Source organism: Paenibacillus sp. BSR1-1 (assembly GCF_030403775.1).
GTDB lineage: Bacteria > Bacillota > Bacilli > Bacillales > Cytobacillaceae > Neobacillus.
In genome coordinates, this window is the sequence record NZ_JAQMWQ010000015.1 from 1 (window position 1) to 18706 (window position 18706).

At 37.4% G+C, this 18706-nt stretch carries 28 protein-coding genes and 1 pseudogene; 10 read left to right on the forward strand and 19 right to left on the reverse strand.

Translation table 11 applies throughout. The features are described from left to right. Positions 1 to 331: 331 nt before the first annotated feature. The 4 genes from PH210_RS18935 to PH210_RS18950 all read right to left on the reverse strand — a co-directional run bounded on the left by PH210_RS18935 (position 332) and on the right by PH210_RS18950 (position 3005). Positions 332 to 847 carry a DUF6933 domain-containing protein gene (locus tag PH210_RS18935; RefSeq protein WP_289987742.1) on the reverse strand — a complete coding sequence of 172 codons (516 nt, stop codon included), beginning with the start codon at positions 845 to 847 and terminating at the stop codon, positions 332 to 334. A gap of 163 nt (positions 848 to 1010) precedes the next feature. Then, positions 1011 to 1619, reverse strand: a complete 609-nt coding sequence (locus PH210_RS18940; protein WP_289987743.1) for an exonuclease domain-containing protein — start codon at positions 1617 to 1619, stop codon at positions 1011 to 1013. Between the two features lie 98 nt (positions 1620 to 1717). Further along, on the reverse strand, positions 1718 to 2284 hold the full coding sequence (locus PH210_RS18945; protein WP_289987744.1) for a TetR/AcrR family transcriptional regulator: 567 nt from the start codon (positions 2282 to 2284) through the stop codon (positions 1718 to 1720). 13 nt (positions 2285 to 2297) lie between these two features. Further along, a complete protein-coding gene (locus PH210_RS18950) occupies positions 2298 to 3005 on the reverse strand; it encodes an MBL fold metallo-hydrolase (RefSeq protein WP_289987745.1) in 708 nt (235 codons plus the stop codon). A gap of 178 nt (positions 3006 to 3183) precedes the next feature. On the opposite strand from PH210_RS18950, the gene PH210_RS18955 reads away from it, so the two are divergent. The 3 genes from PH210_RS18955 to PH210_RS18965 are packed head-to-tail and all read left to right on the forward strand — an operon-like array spanning position 3184 to position 4367. After that, positions 3184 to 3510, forward strand: a complete 327-nt coding sequence (locus tag PH210_RS18955) for an ArsR/SmtB family transcription factor (protein WP_223589343.1) — start codon at positions 3184 to 3186, stop codon at positions 3508 to 3510. Then, positions 3491 to 3946 (forward strand): SRPBCC family protein, encoded by a 456-nt coding sequence (locus PH210_RS18960; RefSeq protein WP_289987746.1) that lies wholly within the window; start codon positions 3491 to 3493, stop codon positions 3944 to 3946. The genes PH210_RS18955 and PH210_RS18960 overlap by 20 nt, the downstream gene beginning before the upstream one ends. 31 nt (positions 3947 to 3977) lie before the next feature. Further along, positions 3978 to 4367, forward strand: coding sequence for an SRPBCC family protein (locus tag PH210_RS18965; RefSeq protein WP_289987747.1), 390 nt, complete (start codon positions 3978 to 3980; stop codon positions 4365 to 4367). 214 nt (positions 4368 to 4581) lie between these two features. Here the strand turns inward: PH210_RS18965 and PH210_RS18970 are convergent, their stop codons facing one another. The 3 genes from PH210_RS18970 to PH210_RS18980 are packed head-to-tail and all read right to left on the reverse strand — an operon-like array spanning position 4582 to position 6948. Then, positions 4582 to 5535, reverse strand: a complete 954-nt coding sequence (locus tag PH210_RS18970) for a PDR/VanB family oxidoreductase (protein ID WP_289987748.1) — start codon at positions 5533 to 5535, stop codon at positions 4582 to 4584. 13 nt (positions 5536 to 5548) lie between these two features. Beyond that, entirely contained in the window at positions 5549 to 5992 is a 444-nt protein-coding gene (locus PH210_RS18975; protein WP_289987749.1) for a dimethylamine monooxygenase subunit DmmA family protein, read from the reverse strand. After that, on the reverse strand, positions 5992 to 6948 hold the full coding sequence (locus tag PH210_RS18980; protein ID WP_289987750.1) for a heme-dependent oxidative N-demethylase family protein: 957 nt from the start codon (positions 6946 to 6948) through the stop codon (positions 5992 to 5994). The genes PH210_RS18975 and PH210_RS18980 overlap by 1 nt, the downstream gene beginning before the upstream one ends. Before the next feature lie 190 nt (positions 6949 to 7138). Here PH210_RS18980 and PH210_RS18985 point away from each other — a divergent pair, with 190 nt between their 5' ends. Beyond that, entirely contained in the window at positions 7139 to 7648 is a 510-nt protein-coding gene (locus PH210_RS18985; RefSeq protein ID WP_223589335.1) for a DoxX family protein, read from the forward strand. A gap of 225 nt (positions 7649 to 7873) precedes the next feature. Here PH210_RS18985 and PH210_RS18990 read toward each other — a convergent pair whose 3' ends face one another. The 7 genes from PH210_RS18990 to PH210_RS19020 form a co-directional block, all read right to left on the reverse strand. Then, positions 7874 to 8098 carry a hypothetical protein gene (locus PH210_RS18990; protein WP_289987751.1) on the reverse strand — a complete coding sequence of 75 codons (225 nt, stop codon included), beginning with the start codon at positions 8096 to 8098 and terminating at the stop codon, positions 7874 to 7876. A 167-nt stretch (positions 8099 to 8265) separates the two neighbouring features. Then, positions 8266 to 8466: a hypothetical protein gene (locus PH210_RS18995; RefSeq protein WP_289987752.1), complete on the reverse strand. Its 201-nt coding sequence runs from the start codon at positions 8464 to 8466 to the stop codon at positions 8266 to 8268. 108 nt (positions 8467 to 8574) lie between these two features. Next, positions 8575 to 9396, reverse strand: a complete 822-nt coding sequence (locus tag PH210_RS19000) for a pentapeptide repeat-containing protein (RefSeq protein ID WP_289987754.1) — start codon at positions 9394 to 9396, stop codon at positions 8575 to 8577. Positions 9397 to 9507: 111 nt separating this feature from the next. After that, positions 9508 to 9942 (reverse strand): SRPBCC family protein, encoded by a 435-nt coding sequence (locus tag PH210_RS19005; protein WP_289987756.1) that lies wholly within the window; start codon positions 9940 to 9942, stop codon positions 9508 to 9510. A 173-nt stretch (positions 9943 to 10115) separates the two neighbouring features. Next, on the reverse strand, positions 10116 to 10658 hold the full coding sequence (locus PH210_RS19010) for a GNAT family N-acetyltransferase (RefSeq protein ID WP_289987757.1): 543 nt from the start codon (positions 10656 to 10658) through the stop codon (positions 10116 to 10118). An 87-nt stretch (positions 10659 to 10745) separates the two neighbouring features. Then, positions 10746 to 11006 (reverse strand): YiaA/YiaB family inner membrane protein, encoded by a 261-nt coding sequence (locus tag PH210_RS19015; protein ID WP_289987758.1) that lies wholly within the window; start codon positions 11004 to 11006, stop codon positions 10746 to 10748. Positions 11007 to 11126: 120 nt separating this feature from the next. Then, positions 11127 to 11942, reverse strand: a complete 816-nt coding sequence (locus PH210_RS19020) for a lipid II flippase Amj family protein (protein WP_289987759.1) — start codon at positions 11940 to 11942, stop codon at positions 11127 to 11129. Positions 11943 to 12190: 248 nt separating this feature from the next. Between PH210_RS19020 and PH210_RS19025 the strand changes: the two genes are divergently transcribed. Both PH210_RS19025 and PH210_RS19030 read left to right on the forward strand, forming a co-directional pair. Beyond that, positions 12191 to 12508 carry a hypothetical protein gene (locus PH210_RS19025; RefSeq protein ID WP_289987760.1) on the forward strand — a complete coding sequence of 106 codons (318 nt, stop codon included), beginning with the start codon at positions 12191 to 12193 and terminating at the stop codon, positions 12506 to 12508. A gap of 127 nt (positions 12509 to 12635) precedes the next feature. After that, positions 12636 to 12821 carry a hypothetical protein gene (locus PH210_RS19030; protein WP_289987761.1) on the forward strand — a complete coding sequence of 62 codons (186 nt, stop codon included), beginning with the start codon at positions 12636 to 12638 and terminating at the stop codon, positions 12819 to 12821. A gap of 118 nt (positions 12822 to 12939) precedes the next feature. Here the strand turns inward: PH210_RS19030 and PH210_RS19035 are convergent, their stop codons facing one another. Both PH210_RS19035 and PH210_RS19040 read right to left on the reverse strand, forming a co-directional pair. Next, positions 12940 to 13266 (reverse strand): hypothetical protein, encoded by a 327-nt coding sequence (locus PH210_RS19035; RefSeq protein ID WP_289987762.1) that lies wholly within the window; start codon positions 13264 to 13266, stop codon positions 12940 to 12942. Positions 13267 to 13950: 684 nt separating this feature from the next. Then, positions 13951 to 14211, reverse strand: coding sequence for a hypothetical protein (locus tag PH210_RS19040; protein ID WP_289987763.1), 261 nt, complete (start codon positions 14209 to 14211; stop codon positions 13951 to 13953). A gap of 174 nt (positions 14212 to 14385) precedes the next feature. On the opposite strand from PH210_RS19040, the gene PH210_RS19045 reads away from it, so the two are divergent. The 4 genes from PH210_RS19045 (at position 14386) to PH210_RS19060 (ending at position 16908) form a co-directional block, all read left to right on the forward strand. Then, positions 14386 to 14811, forward strand: a complete 426-nt coding sequence (locus tag PH210_RS19045) for a DMT family transporter (protein WP_289987764.1) — start codon at positions 14386 to 14388, stop codon at positions 14809 to 14811. Between the two features lie 18 nt (positions 14812 to 14829). Next, positions 14830 to 15525: a Crp/Fnr family transcriptional regulator gene (locus PH210_RS19050; RefSeq protein ID WP_289987765.1), complete on the forward strand. Its 696-nt coding sequence runs from the start codon at positions 14830 to 14832 to the stop codon at positions 15523 to 15525. A 42-nt stretch (positions 15526 to 15567) separates the two neighbouring features. Next, the gene (locus PH210_RS19055; protein ID WP_289987766.1) at positions 15568 to 16038 is read left to right on the forward strand and encodes a DMT family transporter; all 471 of its coding nucleotides are present in this window, start codon (positions 15568 to 15570) and stop codon (positions 16036 to 16038) included. Between the two features lie 213 nt (positions 16039 to 16251). Next, complete coding sequence (locus PH210_RS19060; protein WP_289987767.1) at positions 16252 to 16908, forward strand: hypothetical protein; 657 nt, start codon at positions 16252 to 16254, stop codon at positions 16906 to 16908. 46 nt (positions 16909 to 16954) lie between these two features. Here the strand turns inward: PH210_RS19060 and PH210_RS19065 are convergent, their stop codons facing one another. From PH210_RS19065 to PH210_RS19075, 3 genes and pseudogenes are all read right to left on the reverse strand, one after another. After that, positions 16955 to 17392, reverse strand: coding sequence for a GNAT family N-acetyltransferase (locus PH210_RS19065; protein ID WP_354670002.1), 438 nt, complete (start codon positions 17390 to 17392; stop codon positions 16955 to 16957). Between the two features lie 60 nt (positions 17393 to 17452). Further along, positions 17453 to 18097, reverse strand: a pseudogene (locus PH210_RS19070) (HAD family hydrolase); the annotation flags it as partial. Between the two features lie 89 nt (positions 18098 to 18186). Continuing rightward, positions 18187 to 18696 carry a GNAT family N-acetyltransferase gene (locus PH210_RS19075; protein ID WP_289987892.1) on the reverse strand — a complete coding sequence of 170 codons (510 nt, stop codon included), beginning with the start codon at positions 18694 to 18696 and terminating at the stop codon, positions 18187 to 18189. Between the last annotated feature and the right edge of the window lie 10 nt (positions 18697 to 18706).

Below are 18706 nucleotides of genomic sequence, written 5' to 3' on the forward strand. Positions count from 1 at the left end.
AGAAGGTTGACCTCAAAATGAAAAACTGAGAAAACAAGAGAAAAAGAAAGCTTGTGTCCGGAATTAGGGGGCCAAACCGAATTCGCTGATAAAAATTAAAAATTAGCCGATAAAGTAGTGAAATTCGCTGATAAACCCGAAAAATTCGCTGACAAAATTTTCAGCTTGGCTTTTAAGCCCTATTTAATCCCTAATTTAGGGCAATATTACCCTAAATTAGGGGTTGAAATCGAATTTCATGACATATTATTCTATCAAACATTTAATTTTTTGCAGGTAAATGTTAATTTTCTTCAGATAAATATCCCATATCCAGATATTAAATGAGAAATTATTGTTTATAAACTTCCTTTTGAATATTTTCTCTAAACAGATCTATTGGTCTAGCATATTTTATTGGTGAATAAATAACACCATTATTAAATTTGTTTAAATCAATAGGATTTTTCGCCATAATGTCTTTACCTGTTGGATAAATATGTTGCATCATTTTGACCATTTCAACCATGGCTCCAACAACACTTCGGTTATGCGTTTTAGTGAAAACAATCTCGTTTCCTTGTTCTATAAATTTTTCGATACTTACAGCATCGAGTCCTTCTGACCTAAGGTTCTCAGCAAAATGACGAGTTAACAGTTCGCCAATATTAGAAAGCTCCTTCTTTTTTACTCCAGGAATAACCAGACTATAAAGAGTTAAATCATTAACGAGAATTAAACACTGATAACGACCAATCTTAAATATATTCATATGCCAAGCATTCAGGCCCTTGGAAAGCTCCACATCACTTCTCGCCTGAACCTGCAATTCTTTTAAAACCTTCTGCGTTGCTCCAATAACAAACACTACTCCACCCACTTTTTCTAATTAAATAATATTACAATTATTGACGATAAATAAAATAATAAAACAATTAATGGTGTCAGGCACCATTCATAGACAAATCCGTCAATGTGTCCGCCCAGGGCGGACACAAATTTAAAAAAACTAATCAAAAATTTGATTAGTTTTACCCCATTTTAGCCCGCGAAGATGCAGGCTGGTATTTTCTCATCGGACCAGAATCGAGCACTTCTTGCAAATAGAGATTCCCATTCGGGCTGGATTTTTTTAGCAGCTCCATTAGATATGTAATATCGTCCATTGCTCTATGTGTCTGATAGTTTGTGATTTCATGTGCTTCTAAAAGAGTCAGAAGTTTGCCATTTGGGAAACCGTAGCTTTTCCAAGGAACATTTCTCATCGTACAATACCACTTCAAATCGTTGACTTCCGGATACATGTGGAATAGAAAGCTCCGGTCGAAGGAAGCATTATGAGCAAAAACAGAATCAGCGCGATGGAAGTAGGTCTTGATTTTTCCATCATGGAAGCTCTTCCCCTTGACCATCTCGTAAGGAATGCCATGGACTCTATAGGCGCGGTCATAATTTCTCAGGGCTGTATTCTTAAGAGGCTCTCTTAAAAAGGAGTCCTCTTCAATAATTTCAATGATTTCACCGGTATCCGTACGATATGAAAAGAGTTTTAAAGCAAGTTCAATTACTTCATCTGTTGTTGGCCCCAAACCAGTTGTCTCTACGTCTAGTATCAAACCAAATTTCTCTTGTTTCAGCAATTTGATCATTCCTTAATATCATGTTTCTCTCATTATATCAGAGCTTATCCTGCTATCCTATCTCCAAAAAGTCCCTTTATGAATTGTCCTCATACTTTTTAGGCAGTCATCCCTTTTAAAAATGCTCTGATTACCAAAAACAAGCTCTCATCCAAATCTAACGCCATTTTAAAACCGCCTTTTTGCTCTAAAGACGAAAATCCATGTAATATACTACGAAGGCCTCTTACAGCATGTAAAGCCTGGTCTCCTCTCAGCTCGAATGCCTGTAAGACCCTAACTGTCAGATCAACGATTTTCGCCCCAGCTTGCTGGACTTCCGTGTCTTCTGGATTCGGTGCCATTAAAGTAGCTTCATATATTCCAGGATGCTGTCTGGCAAAATGGACATAAGCCTTACTTAGAGCAAGGACTGCATCGGTGCCTGACACCCCAATGGCAGCATCGGCTAATTCTTTGTAAAGTTTTTCGATCCCATAAATAGCTAGCTTCTTACGTAAACCGCCCAGGCCATCAAAGTGATTGTACAATGATGGCGGGCGAATATTGAGTTTTTTTGCCAGGTTCGCCAAAGTTACTTCCTGCATACCGGATTGATCCGCGATTTCCCCTGCTGCTTCTAGAATATACGTTAATTCGAGTCCAATTTTAGGTCTGGGTGACATCAAAAATGCTCCTTTACTTCAATTTCTGCTCAAAATTTATAATCGCCTGTTCCATAATCCCAACAGGGTTCTCCACCATTTCTCCGTGTCCTACCGCAAGCAAACTTGGTTCAGCCCCAACTAATTTCTTCGCACTCATTAAAGCTGTCCTTTTACTCCATGTTCCAAATGCCGGGAATGGAAACCATGGCTTGATATCCCCTGCTACAGCAGTTCCTCCCCTGGTTTGAAAGGCATCACCTGCAATTAATGCTTTAGTACGGTTATCTATAAAGGACATAGAACCTGGTGTGTGACCAGGTGAGGCAATTGCTGTCAAAGAGCCGATTTGGTCGCCCTCATTCAAAACAATTGTGGCTCTTGTTTTTAGCTTTTTCGGAACGCCGCCTTTAATCGGGGTTGGGTCTTCATGCTGATCGAGAGAACGGTCGCCGCTCATTAATCTGTTATCTCGAACTGAAATATAAACAGGTACTTCTGGGAGGGTTTCTTTTATTAAATCTAACGCCCCTACATGGTCCTCGTGAGCATGGGTCAACACGATTTTCGTAATCGGCTTTCCAATTCTTTCAGCTGCCTGCAAAATCCCCTTTGCACAAAAGCCAAGCGCTGCATCAACCAAGGTCAAACCGTCCTCTTCCTCTACCAAGTAGCAGTTTACCGGAAACACTTTGGCCATAAACGTCACCTGATATAAAGATCCCTTTTTAATCATTCTCATTTTACCCCATCTCCCCTTAAATAATATCGTTAGTTTTATTTTAACTAATACTATTAGTTTTATCAAGTAATTTTGGAAAAAAATTGATTTATATATATTAAGTATTTTCCAAATGATACTAATATGAAAAAACACTAATTAAGTTGACACTTAATTAAGTATAGACTAAAATAACATCATGATTGAAAAAGTCCTTCATGCATTAGCAGAACCTAGACGCAGAGATATTCTTTATCTCGTTCGTGATGGAGAGCTTACCTCCAGCGCGATAGCATCACATTTTGAAATATCAGCTCCCGCAGTTTCACAGCATCTCAAAGTTCTAGAACAATCCGGCCTTGTAGTCGTCCGGAGAGATGGAACAAAACGGTACTATGGGATCAGAAGGGATGGTTTTGCTGAATTAAAGCAATACATTGACCGTTTTTGGGATGATAGTTTACTTCGCCTGAAAGAAGCTGCCGAAGAGGAAGAAAGGAAAAAAAATGACACAAACAAACAGTGATACCATTGTAAAAGAAATCTTTATTGAAGCACGTCCGGAGACCTTATTTTCGTTCTTTACCGATGCTGATAAAATGGTCCGCTGGATGGGCAGACAAATCCTGCTTGAGCCAAAGATTGGCGGTAAGTATCGGATAGATGTCAATGGCAGCGATATTGCCATGGGAGAATATGTGGAAATTGTCCCTTATGAAAAAATCGTCATGTCCTGGGGTTGGGAAAAATCAAAGATTGTTCCCCCAGGCTCAAGTAAAGTGGAATTCCGTTTAATTCCGAAGGAAAATGGGACGAACTTAGTCTTAACGCATTACGACTTGCCGTCCTCAGAAATCCCCTCACATCAGCAAGGCTGGTCTCACTACATGCCGCGCATAAAGGATTTTGCAGAAGGTAGAGACCCTGGCGTTGACCCATGGACCGAACTGGCCATGCATTAGTTTAATAGAGTAAAATTGGAGGGTTATAAAAATGGGAAATACCATTCATCAAGAAGTGAAATTCAATGCAAGTCCTGCACGAATATATGAAATTTTGACTGATTCTAAACAGTTCAGTGAAGTTACAGGTGGAGCGCCAACTGATATTAACGCAGAGGATGGCGGTACGTTTTCTTGTTTCGGCGGGATGATTTTAGGAAGAAACATTGAACTAGTTCCGGGTGTTCGAGTCGTTCAAGCTTGGCGAGTAAAGAACTGGCCAGAAGGCTTATATTCAATCGCTAAATTCGAACTTACAGAGCAAGGAGCGAAGACTAAGTTGGTTTTTGACCATGTCGGTTTCCCCGAAGCGGAAGGCGATCATCTTGCAGCAGGCTGGGGAGCGAACTACTGGAGTCCAATTGAAAAATATTTAGGATAGATTTGTAAAAATCACATTATTTCGTGGGTGAAATAATGTGATTTTTTTATTAAGGCTCTTTTCGTAAACTTAGTAAATGAACCTAATAAGGTTCATTTACTAAGTTTATAGTCAATTTTCGCAAAGGTCCTTACGAAAAGATGCCACGACGCTTCTATTTATACGGTTAATAAACTTATACGAAAAACAACAACTTATACGAAAATAGCCTTTATTAAATTTCAATCACCAATTTCTCTGATTTTGCTCGAGAAACACATGATAAGATTACATTTTGGGCATTTCTTTGTTTTTCACTCAAAAAAGAATCGTAGTGATCCACCTCTCCTTCAACCACCTTCAGTTCGCACGTCCCGCATCGGCCGACTCGGCAAGAATAGGGAGCCTTGATTCCCGCCTCAAGCAGCGCATCCAACAGAGTCTTTTCCTTTAAAACCTTTACAGTTTTCCCGTTTGAAACTTGAACCTGAAAACAATTAGCCTTTATAGGCCGCGGCGGTGTAAAGCGCTCGTGGTGAACACTCGAACGTGGGTACCCATTTTGTAGAGCAAACTCCGTAAAACTAGATATAAAAGTCTCTGGTCCGCAAAAATATACATGGGTCCCAATCTTATGTTCCAAAAGAGAATCAAAACTAAGTCGCTCTGCCCCCACTCCCTGCGAAAAATAAAACTTACATTGCCGCGGGTAATTTTGCTGCAAAAAGTCGTAGAATGCACAAAGCTCCTTTGATTTTGCCGCGTAATGCAGTTCAAAGGAATCCCCTAATTCAGCCATCATTGGTAAAAATGGAGTAATACCAATTCCTGCCGCATAAAAAACATGATGCTTTGCCTTGAAGCTCAATGGAAAATGATTTTTGGGATAACTAATATGCAGCCTGTCCCCGACTTTTACCTGCTGATGCCAATAAGAAGAACCGCCTGCTGATGTGTCATTAAGATGAATGGCAATTTGGTAGAACAAACGATTATCCGGATGGCTTGTTAAGGAATAATGCCTCTTGAGTAAACCAAAGCTTCCGTCCATATAGGTAGTAATATGTGCACCCCCGCTAAAAGCCGGCAGTTCCTCCCCGTCGATATGAAAGAGTATAAAACTTTTTACATTCAGGGCTTCCTGATGAATTTCTTTTACCAATACAGGTATTGTTTTTTCCTGATCCATTCTATCCACCCCTCTAAAGTTTTGCCACGTATCCAAGATAGGCATTTTTCAGTCTAGAATAATGATTGGAAACCTCAAGCAGCAAATCACATTCACTGCAGGCGATTTCTTGCTTTTCCTGCAAAATTACCTCCGTAATCCCATGGCACCGGCAGCAAAACACCTTCACCCATCGCTCACCATAACCAATGTACTGTGCTTCTTCCTCTGAAAAACCAACCTCTTCAGTGAGGTTTTTCAGAGAATCCAGCTTAGCCCATTCTGCTGCAACGTAAAGGTAGCATCCCATCTTCTGCTTTTTCAACCATTCAATAAGCGGTTGAGCTTCGCTGTAGATCTCATAGGGTGCCTTCTCTGCTACTGCCAAATCGATAACTGGTTGTAAAATCTCCATCCCGTTCTGATCCGCACAAAATAAATATTTTCTTTTTCCAGAAACAAACAAAGCTTTCTGCATCATAAAACTCCTCTGCTTTCGAGCCTTCCTTTCAAGTATTCGATTACTTGATTCTTGAAAAGAGAAAGGCCTTTATAATCCACTATATTATCTGGAAGCTCACAGAGAATATGGTAAAATTGTTCAGCCCATTCCGCTTTTGAAGCTAATTTTTCCAATGAAATCAGATGAGTATGAATGGTAAACAGGATTCCTCCTGATCGCGGCAAACGGAATAGTTTCTGTACCTCCACTCGTAAATGTACGAATTCTCCAGCGTTATTCAATGTTACTCCTTTTCGGCCTTTTCCCCATACATCAAAGGTTTCTAGTGATGTATCGAGACGATTCCCAGCCATCAGCGACCAATTTTTCCGCCACCAGGGATTTCCCGCTTCCAACTGCAACAAAAACTGAAGGATTCGCTCATCCAATCCTTCCTCCTTAAAGCCCGGAATAGGATGATGAATTTCTCGAAAACTCATCCCTAAATCAAAGGCTAGCGACCAATTAGCGGGGAAGCATAATTGACCGGCATCTAAAAATAAATCCCCATCTCGCTGCATCATGAAAATCAGGTCCTCTTGCACATGCCTTCCAATAAAATCAAGCGGCTCACATGGTAATGTAGTTTCATCCCCAAAAATAAAGTACTGCTTTTCTTGTAAAATTTTATTATGAAACGTCCATTCATCATTTTGTTTATCAAGCGAAAATTGATCAGGATAATGGCTTGTTAAATGACCCATTATCATCTCAAGGATTTCCCATTGTCCACGAAGTGTATGAGACAGTGACTGATAACATCGTTCAGGATGCTGGTTTAGAAGACCCCGCTTAAGATTCATTTCATTTATGTAACTCGGAGTAATTTCGATGCTGCTTGGAAAATCCAATGGGGCAGAGTTATTAGAGTAACGATATACTTCTCCTTTAAATGGATACGGAAATGTTTCTAAATCATCAGTCTGTTGCATAACATCCCTACTTTACTGAAAATTCTTTATTTTCATTTTAATAAAAACTATTGACCATGTTAATAAATTGTTCAAATTCTTTTTACAAATTTGTGAATAAGTGAACAAACTACCCTCAATTCAAAATAAAAATGATATATTTACAGTGTAATCAATATATAAAACTTATTTATCAAAAGGAGTGTTTCAAATGTTAGTCAATTGGTTAAGAGAAAACAAAGTTGCCGCTGGTATTTTAACAGTTCTTCGCTTATATATCGGATATTCTTGGATCACAGCTGGATATCACAAATTAGCAGGGGGGTTCGATGCTTCTGGATTTTTAAAAGGAGTAATCGCGAATCCAGTAAAAGGTCCTGATGGCAGTATCGTATACGGCTGGTACGTCGACTTCTTAAAGCACTTCGCTTTACCAAACGTAGATATTTTCAATACACTCGTACCTGTTGGAGAATTTCTAGTAGGGCTTGGACTTATTCTTGGATGCTTAACTACTGCAGCAATGTTCTTTGGTCTAGTGATGAACTTCGCGTTCTTCTTAGCCGGTACTGTATCTCATATTCCTACTGACTTATTCATCGGTGCAATTATCCTATTCTCTGGCTTTAACGCTGGCCGCATTGGTCTTGACCGCTGGGTAATTCCATTTATTCGCAGAGCAGCATTCAAAGGTAATCGAGCAGTAAAACATAATGCTTAGTTCAAAAAAGCGCCTATGCAATCGGCTTTTCATCCGTGTCATAGGCGCTTTTTTATTAAGGCTATTTTCGCAAAAAGTGTTGTTTTTCGTAAGAGATCATCAACCCGTATAACTAAATGCTTCGTGGCATCTTTTCGTAAGAACATTTGCGAAAATTGCCTACAAACATAGTAAATGCACTAAATTTGGCCCCAAAAGATACATAGTTTACGAAAAGAGCCTTTATTAATAACTATCTTCACTTTTTTCCATATCTGCTCTATTTTCGAACCAATTTGTAACTTGCGTTAGGATGGCAAATACTACAAAAAAATTCATGGCCCAGACATTAATAAAAGGTGTTAGGCCTCCAAATTCAATTGTTTCATACCCTTTTAGCTTCATTATTAATAAAGACTCTACAAAAATAAGAATAAATCCGACCACACCTGCAATTGCCGCCCTTATCATTGAATTCCCCTCCTAAACTTATTCTATATCAACAATATTATGTTGGAATTTTGACAATTTTTTGAACATCCTTACTCTTATTATATTTCATTTTTTAATGAATCAAAACCATAAAATAAATAAAAAGAGGAGCAGCAGCAGCTTCTCCCCTGAAAATTTAATTTCAATTAATCAACTTTTCTATCATTATTACCAAGGACTTTTATTAATAAATCTAGTTTCTCATTTCTCTCCTGATCCAACTTTGTTTTTTCATTCATAAACCTTATTGTTCTGACAACAAAGTATATACTAAAAACCAAAATTACCAAATAAAGTAAAATAGGAATAATTGCAAAAAGACCAAATATATTGCCATTGTCCATCATCAAAAGCCCTCCGATTTTATGTAAATCTTCCATTATTATACATTAATTTACTGGACTTTTGTTACAATGGGGACAATTTTGTAAGAGGTAATCCGCGAATTCCTAAGACTATTTAACCCAATGTTCAGGAATCCTTAATGAATCAGGTAATTTCGTATGAATATCGCCCTTAGCCGAGTTAACTTGTGCTTGTGTTAAAAAGAAACTTCCGGTTAAATTAGCACCGCTTACATCTGCGTCTCTTAAGTCTGCACCGATAAAATCGACTACTCTCATATCGGCTTCCCTGAGGTCAGCTGCAATGAGCAAGGCTCCTCTCAAGTTCGAACCTCTTAGGTCTGCACCTTTTAACTTTGCACCTAAAAAGTCTCTTCCCTTACTTATTTTTTTGTTTTTCTTTTGAAAAACCTTTGATCGTACAAGTTCACTTGTGCGGAGAAGTAAATCATTAACGACGGCTCTATGACCCGGTATATCAAGTTCTAGGATAGATTTTGGCTTCAAATTAGTGAGAGATTCTGTTTTTTCTAAAGCATTTTGCAATTCTTCATATATAGGCTTTGCATCCTCCAAACCATGTGCTTCATTTAAATAGCAAAGCATTTCATGGAGCTGCTGCATAATAGGAAAGACCTCAAACATTTCTTTGGCCAGCTCTGGGTGTTCACGCCAATCGTTCCCATCATAGGTGATTTTTGATACCTTTTGACCTGCACCAAAGCATTCATAAACAGCACAGCCTCGAAACCCTTTATTTCTAAGATTTTTATGAATACCGCAGCGATAATCGGATTGCAAATTCCGACAAGGGGTACCTCCTTCCTTATCGAAAGCAAAATCGGCGGACTTCGCATAAGGCAAAGCCACACAACACAAACCAAAACAATTTTCACAGTCGGCTTTTAACTTATTTATTACTTGAGTTGACAATACTTACACTTCCTCTAAAAATTGTACTATCTCTACTCTAATTGCAGCAGGAAAAAAATTCAATTATCAATTTTCCAAAAAAAAACGAGCCATATGGCTCTAGAGGTAGTTTTATTTAACTAACCCCGCTCTTAAATTTTTAATTCCGGATTCTAAATATCCTTTTAAACAGGTAAGCATATAAACCCAGCCTTCTTTATTATCAATAATTTGATTGACAAAATCGATGTCATTTTCATTAAAGCCTTCTTCTGATACTTCAATAACAGTACTCGAATCATTTTGTTCTTCCAGCAGCATAGTCACGGTATGTCCTTCTCCATTGGCACCCCACTGGAATACGATTTTCTTGTTTGCAACGATTTCTTTAACTTCTATATCCACCTGGGCATTGTATTCATCATATCTCAATGTGAATGTTTTTTCTGCTTCCCATCTTTCAGAACTTGATGAAAACCAAAAGTTTTTGATTTTTGCTGGATCAACGAATGCTTCAAATACTTCATTAGCAGGGGCTGCTATTTTCATTTTTGTAACATTGTTCATTTAATGGATCGACTCTCTTTCAATAATTGATTGGGGCAATGGTATGTGGTTTCGCCAATATATTTAATTTTACCGCAGAAAAGAAGTATTCAAACCCTGAAAATAACATTTTTTCAATCTGTGGTGCAGGTTTGCATCTCCATTGTATCTTCAGTAATCAATCCTTCATAATCTTATATCCATTCGATTACCCTGATTTTCCAGATCATATGATCATAGTCTTCATCCCAATAATCCTTTAACAAGTAATCAGGATACCCAAATTTCTTTTTCCAGATTGTTTGCGCGCTTTTATATCCACTATCTAAACAAAACTCTTTCTTCCCTGCATCTTGCAATGCAAAATACATTGCTTTCAATAACCTGTTCCCTATTCCCATCCTTTGGTAGTCAGGGTGGACAAATACAGTACCTACTTCCAAAAGCCCTTTATATGCATTGTTGGTACAATTGCCTATTAAATCGCTTGCAAGACCACATTCAATCGTACCGATAATTCGATCAGAATCTATGGCTATCAAAAAATATCGTTCCGCGCCATGACTTTCAAAATCACTTGCCAAATATTTTTTCTTTATCTCAATCTCATTTTCAATATCATCCAGCTTTTCCCCTATACCTTCTTTTGTAAAGGTGTCCGTAATCACCTTTCTAAAAAATTGATTTATCTCATTTATCTCCTCAATTTTTGGCCTTCTAATCTCAACATTTAGCACTAATTACCACTCCAAATTCCTTATCTGTATCGGATACTTACATATAAAAAGAGTTGACGCATCAACTCTTTTAAACCTCTTTTATCATTAAATATCCAATTTGTCTTTTTTCCCTTTACTGTCCTCTTCATAATAGCTGTCTTCCATATCATCTTGGTTATCACGTGTAACTTTTGCGACCATAAAAGAGGAAACAATAATCCCGATTGTACCCATAAAGTAATAACCTTTAACAAATAATGGCTCTTCTAAGGTATAAAGCCCAACCAACATTAGTGCAGTAAAAATAGCGAATGCTGCCCAGGCTAAAAAAGTAAAGTGCTGTGTATTGCGCTTTCTTTTTTTCATGAAATTTCCCCCATTTTTTATATATTATTACATTTATATTACCACAAATAAATAATAAAAACTTCAGCTCCATAACAAAAAGGCTGCCAATATTAGCAGCCTTTTCATTGAAGAAAGACATTAAATCCACTTGGCAAACCAAGCCACATAATATGCAGCCGGAATAAACAAAAATTGGGCTGCGACTGTCCCCAAAAACTTCGAACTAATCATGGTCAAAGAGTAGCTCTTCAAGAAAATATAATCACTTTGTTCCTTCATGACTCTGTCCGCAAGCACTGAAGCTTTTGGATCAATAAACAATGTTAATAAAATCGTCGCAATGCCATTAATTATTCCTGATGACATTAAGGCAGCCTGTGCATAATCTTTAGGAACTAACATCGACGCGTAAATGGAAGAAAGTACCCCGATTGTAAAAACAGAAGAAATAATAACATTAATTACAAAGAGGCGCTTAGGAATGGTTTTCAACGTTATTCCTTTTAGATATCTTAATCTCGGGCGTCTGAAACACAAAAATACTTTTTTGATGCCATTTCGATTAAATTGATTTCGAAATAGCGCTATTACGGAACCGCGTTGATCTGATAGCTGTACAATAGCCCTAGAAAAAATATTGATAAAGGTTGGAAAAAGAAGGATGCCAAACAACACTCCAATAGAGGTTACCCCTATTAATATCCGATATTGTTCTTCTATATAGTGTAGTTTGTTTAATTTAGGGGCCTCTGCGATTAGTTTTGCTGTTAAAGGTTGTTGAATCATTGTAGAGAACCTTGAAACAATCACTAACGTACTAAATAAAGATAATGCAGTCGCAATTAATTTAACTCTCGCCCCTGAAATCCTTGTTGAATAGGCCAACGTCTCAATCATTGTAATGATCAATAAAAATAAAGATATTATTATTACCTTGCCTGTAATTAATGCCATAAAAAGCCCCTTAAAATTTATTCTAGCTGTATTATAAACTAAAATTTTTACTTTGTACGAATTTGAAATAGATGACTATTCTAATACTCCCTCTCTAAAAGAGACATTTACCAAGATGTCTCGTTCCACATTTTTTTCGCCACAAAATTGTCAGATATCAAACGGGATGTGTGGTTTACATCACACTATTTGATAACTAGCGAATGTACAATCGAGGTGAGTCAATTAAATGAGAAGGGGCAGGTTTTTTGTTAAATTTGCTGATTTTTGTTTTAATCTCAATTACTTTGGTCTTGTTGGGAATTTTTATTGATGGGCTGATGGAGTTACATAAGAAAGATGAAGAAAATAAAAAAAATATTGTCAGAGAAGGAATCGAAGGTTATTTAGATAGAACGTTTGGATTTGGGGCTGTCAAGATATTCAAATCTTTCCTTGATGCTGAAGGCAATTTTGGCTATTTGGTTTATTTGCCGCATTACGAGTGGTTCAAATCCCCAAAATACAAATGGTATGAAGTATTTGATACCCAGAGTGGCTTTCAGCATAGTGAAATCGAAAGATAATTTCAATCGATATGACGTAACACTCCAAAAAGGGTGTTATTTTTTTATATTTTTTTATCACACAATTGACATATTTGTAACATTAAGGACATATAATTTATCAATCAAATAGGAAGGAGGAGAACCAATGGATAATCGGATTTTCTTATTCCTTGCTGCTATTTTATCGGGGTTTGCACTTATTAGAGTTCCTTTAGCTGATTCATTTCTTGAAAGCGTTTCACCTGTTACAGATATCATTGGCATATTAACTGTTATCGTCTTCTCACTCGTTTTAATTTACAAGGGAGTCAAAGGCTTGTTCAGTAAATAAATAGGTTAAGTGGAAAGCACTCAATAATATGGGTGCTTTTCTCATTTTGTTTTAACCAAAAATGGTACTGCCCCAATAATAAAAAACATCCCTTCACAGCAAGTGAAGAGACCAAAATTCAATCCTGTTTTTCTTTTATCTGTTCGCGGATCATTTCTAGTTCTTTTAAGGAGAGTTCACCGAGAGACTTTTTTATTTCCTCTTCTATTTCTTTTCTATTGCTCTCTCGATATCGATCCCACCATTCTCTAAGGCCTTCTGTATGATCCAGGAGGTATTCGATATCTATCTCTTCCACCTCATCGTCTGACAAGTAATTCAATGTAGCAGCTAACATGCGATTAAGGTTAGCGATTTCAGCTTCGTCATTTTCTTTTTCTGGCAATAAATCATTTGCTTCTAAGTCCGTATCCTCGTTGACTGAAGGTGCAGCTTTTCGTGGCATCGTTTCACTCCTTGCCATATATATGCATTTTAGTATTACCATAAAAAAAATATCGATTACTTTATGAAGGATTTTTCATTTGTTAGTTCCAATAAAAAAAGCCCTTCCTGTGAGGGCTTTTTATCATATTAAAGGGTTATTTTTTTTAATTGCAATTCTTAGCTTTAACAAATAGCACGCTCTTAAAATATTAAAACCACAATCTTTTATGATAATCATATTCTGAGATATCGAAATTCTCTTCAGTTTCTATTTTTGGGGTACACTCTTCACACGTTTCTTCTGATTGGTTATGTTCACATTGTTTAAATAATAGTTCCATAGTTTGTATCCCCTCTCCTATTTGTTACTTTTATTTTAATGTAAGCGATTTCATTTGTCAGGTGCTTTTTACTGGAAATTATATGTTTTTAATATCACTTCTAATCCCTCTATCAATATTTTTATGTAAGGCTCTTTTCGTAAACTTTGTTGCTAATAGCACTTATAAAGAATCATTTACAAAGTTTCTAGGCATTTTTCGCAAATGTTCTTACGAAAAGATGCCACGAAGAATCTTTTTAACGGGTTGATGAATTTATACGAAAAACAACAATCCTTGCGAAAATAGCCTTATGTAAAAAAATTAGAGCATTGGATATGTCCAATGCTCTTTTTTGTGTCTTTTGTATTAAGTGTTTTCTATTAAAAAAAGAATGGAGAGAATCCAAATCCAACAAACGGGAAGAAAACAGGTGGTCTAAAAAACCGCGGTCTAAAGAACGGTCTTGGACCAAAAAAGCCAAATCCGTATCCATCATTCGAACTGGAAGAACCTAATTCCTCAATCTCAAGACCATCTTTCCTTACTTTTACAACTCTTCCTACTGACCATTCACCTTGATTATCTTTAAACTGAATCATTTTGCCCTCTAGATGCTGCGCTTGCTCATAATTTAAATTCATCAAGATTCCTCCTTATTTGAACATACTTTAATGTATGGAGGATGTCCTTAACGTGTAAAGGCAAATTACCTAACTTTGTCCAAAATTTATTTTTAACACTTCAGGACATATGTCCTTTCCAAGAATATGCATCTGTCTTTTAATAAAGTTAGAAACATGTGGAGGTGAGGAAAATTGAAAGGTATATTATTCGCCTTCTTAGGTGGAGCCTTTATTACACTCCAAGGGGTGGCCAATACTAGAATTAGCCAGGATATTGGTACATGGCAGGCTGCGACTATTACACAGTTAACTGGATTTATCATGGCCTTGGTGATTCTAATATTCGTTCGGGACCGAAAATGGAAAAGATTTAAGCAAGTGAAACCTTTATATTTGGCTGGCGGAGCATTTGCTGCCATTGTTATCTTCAGTAATGTGACGGCAATTCAAAGAATAGGGGTTACTTTTACGGTATCCGCCATGCTGATTGCGCAGCTGGTGCTGACCTATATCATTGACAGTAACGGATGGTTTGGCACAATCAAGCAGAAGATAAAGCTGCCACAATTTATCGGCATCGGTCTGATGATAGCAGGTGTAGTGATTTTAAGATTTTAACTGAGGTGAGTCCGGAAAATGAGGGAAATCAATGACTTTAAACAAGTTAAATCATATTTGTCAGCTTATCAAATTGAATCGATATTTAATGAACAAATATTACCGCATTTGTCGCTCTACACCTTCGAACAGGGGGAATTTATTTGTTCCCAAGGGCAGGCTTCCCAATATTTGTATGTACTCGTTAAAGGGAAAATTAAAGTTTATACCACTTCAGCAGAAGGAAGAACCCTTATTCTTTCATTTAAGACACCTCTTGAGGTGATCGGGGATATTGAATACGTGCAGGATATAAACATTATTAATACAGTTGAGGCCGTATCATCTGTTCAAATGATCGGAGTTCAGTATCATTGGCTGAGAAAATACGGAAGAGATCATGCCCCTCTTCTGCAATTTTTACTAGATATCATTACTCAAAAATTTCACCTTAAAACGAATTCTATGAGCTTCAATTTATTGTATCCAGTGGAAGTACGGTTCGCCAGTTATTTATTATCTGTCTCTTTTAATGAATCCGATTCTTTGAACAAAGAGCAGCTGAGGATCAGTATAAAGGATGCCGCGAACTTTATTGGAACCAGTTACCGGCATCTCAATCGGGTCATCGGTCAGTTTTGTACAGAAGGTTTAATTGAACGAAATAAAGGTTTCATTCTTGTTAAGGACAGAGAAGGATTACGGGCTCTTGCAGGCGATAATATTTACGAATAGACTTTTCCCGATAAAGATTTAAATAATTAAGGAGTTGAGAATATGATTCTAGGACTACTATTTTCAATTATTGCGGGTTCCTTGGTCAGCTTGCAAAATATTTTTAACAGTAAAGTCAATGAACGTGCCGGGTCATGGGCAACTACAACCTTGGTTTTAGGATTAGGATTTCTGGCATCGTTGTCGATTGGTCTCATCTTCGAAGGAAAACAACTATTTGACCTGCAAAATATGAAGACCTGGTATTGGTTCAGCGGTTTAATCGGGGTGGGAGTAGTAACTAGTATTGTGCAGGGGATGAGGCTGCTTGGCCCAACATATACGATTTCTATCGTCATGACATCGCAGCTCGGGTTTGCCCTATTAGGAGATTCCTTAGGCTTACTTGGTCTTACTCAGGTCCCATTTACATCCAAGCAACTAATCGGTGTTCTCGTTATTGTTAGCGGTATTCTTGTATTTAAATTGGGTGGGGCTAATGTAAAACACGGGGCAGCTAAGATGATTTCATAATTTGGCTGCTCCTTTTTTTTATGCCCGGCAATCCTATTTTTCACGGCTGGATGGCTTTATGAAACAAGCGTTTATTGAAGACTTTCTCCATAATACTCTACACATGTTCATCTAAAAAAGAATTTTCTAAATATACCCAACTTAAAAATCCACAATGTTAAAATAATACTATATTGGAAATTAATTAGTCAGAGTCCGAAATGGGGAGTCTATTTGGTCAAAAACAAGAAGTTTTTATTACTTGCTCTTTTTCTTCTTATTGCTTCTATGGTTATAAATTTTCCTTTCCCTCACGAAAAAACGTTTGGTGGGACTATGTCGATCTTGAATATGCCAATCACCACGGTTAATGGAATTTCAATTGTAGGAATTACTGCTTTTTCTTTATTAATTGCAGGTTTATTTTTTCTTGCAAAATCATTGAAAAAATATCAAGGCAGGTTTATTTTTCTCGCCATATTTCTCTCTGTGTCAACGCCTCATTACTTTGTTGAATTATTTCAAAGAACTGTTGCATCGGGGATTTATGCAGTTTCCTATGACGAGAATGAAAGTAGTTGCCGCTTTGACATGATCAATAAAACAATATTACACGGTGAGTGTGATCTCCCGTTTGAAAATTACAGCAAGAATGATGTCCAATTCACCATCGAATTTTATGAGGAATATGCCTTTGAAGATGATGTTCGAATGTTATCTCTTATGAATAACAACGCCCCCTATAGGGTCAAGTTGGGCGGGAAAGAGCACAGACATGTGAAGATTGAGACGAATATTGATGTCTCAAAAATGGCTCACCACATAGATAGCGGCGAAGCAAATGGGATAAATATTATCATCAAGTCGGGGAAAAACAGCAGAAAATTATGAGGAAAGATGCAAGAGCCTGAAACTTTCAGGCACTTAATAACTTTTTTTATTCAGTAAATTCCACTATCATATTCCAGGATGTACCATCAACACCGACCTTTTTAAATCCCAAGCGATTATAGAGCTTTAAAGCAGGATTTTTGGGATCAACGCTTAATGAAACTGCACCAAATCCAGCCTCTTTCGTTATTCTTAGCATTTCCCCAAGCAGAGCTGTACCTATTCCCTTACCTCTATATTCCGGAAGCAGTGCCATGCCTAGAAGCGGGGTTTGGCTATTGATGTATCCATATGTACTATTATTTTCATCGAATAATCGAACCCAAACTGCCCCAATTGGATTATTAGAGGCATCGATTGCGATTAAGGCTGTATCGCCTTTTCTCCCCCACCCTTTTAAAGATTGTTGAATATTGGGTTCCATCAAGATGTCCCTAGAAGGCCGATGCTTTCCATCAGGAATGAAAATTGCTTGGTATAACATTTCCCATAAAAAATCCTCGTCTGCAGGTGTGCCTATTCTAATATTATAGACGTTCGATTTTTCAGAAATTGCTTGTATAACATGCTTCAATTCCTTTTCACCCATGGAAGATAATCTTAGACAATAGTCTTGAAAATCTAAATGAGAAGTAACGGGATTCGGAACAATCACACATTGGATGCCAGCTGACCTCGCTGCTCTTAGTCCATTCAAAGAATCTTCAAATGCAATCGCTTCGGTGGGCAGTACACCCAGCGCTTCCACAGCTTTCAAATATAATTCAGGATTTGGCTTTACTTTTGAAACATCATCACGTGTTTTAATGACATCAAAATACTGGATAATTTTAAGTTTGGTTAAAAATCCTTCCACCCATTTCCGACTCGAACTAGAAGCTAACCCAATTTTGAGGCCTAGTTCCTTTGCTTCTTTTAAGTAGTCCTCGACTCCTTCTCTTGGAGCCGGTTCACCCATTTTCACATGAAAGAGTTCATGGGCATTAGCTTCTATCACACTAGAATCAACCTGAAGCTTTTGTTGTATGTAAGAAAAAAATTCCGTATCCTGCGTTCCAATAATTTTGGAGAATCGTTCCAGGGTTAACTCCAAGCCGTGGCCGCCCAAAACTTCTTTATAACTCTCAAACCAAATGGTTTCTGTATCAACAATTAAACCATCAAAATCAAAAATGATTGCTTTCACTATTATCACCTCATTAATATTAGACGCATTTGGATGAAAAAAGGTTTACATAAAAGGAGCCGAAAGCATAAATCGGACGAACCCTTCATCTTTTAAAATAATTTTTCATAACAATAATACGTTTCATGCCCTAGGGGTTTGGTCGAAATAAAGATTTCACCCTTCTTATTATACCCTCTAGTTTCATAGAATTTTAGGGCACTAGGATTCCCAGAGAAGGCATCAAGGCGGATTCCTGTATAGCCTTGCTCCTGTGCAAGATATTCAGCAAACTCAAGTATTTTGCTTCCGTATCCCCCGCCCTGAACATGGGGGTGAACACAGAATGCATGAATGACCATGATTTTTCCGCTGCTCTCGCCCCATTTAACCTTTTCCCATTCAGGATGCTGCCATTCATTAAAGACAATTGCTCCCAACACTTGGCTATCCTGACGATAGACATACATTTCTTTTTCTTTAATAACCCATTCAAAATATTCCTTGTTCGGATATTGGTCATCCCATTGGAAAATTTCCTTTTTTAACAGGTCTAATTTACATGACCCAAACAATTCCTCAATATATGGTAAGTCTTCTTTTTTTGCGAGAGTTATATCCATTATCACTTTA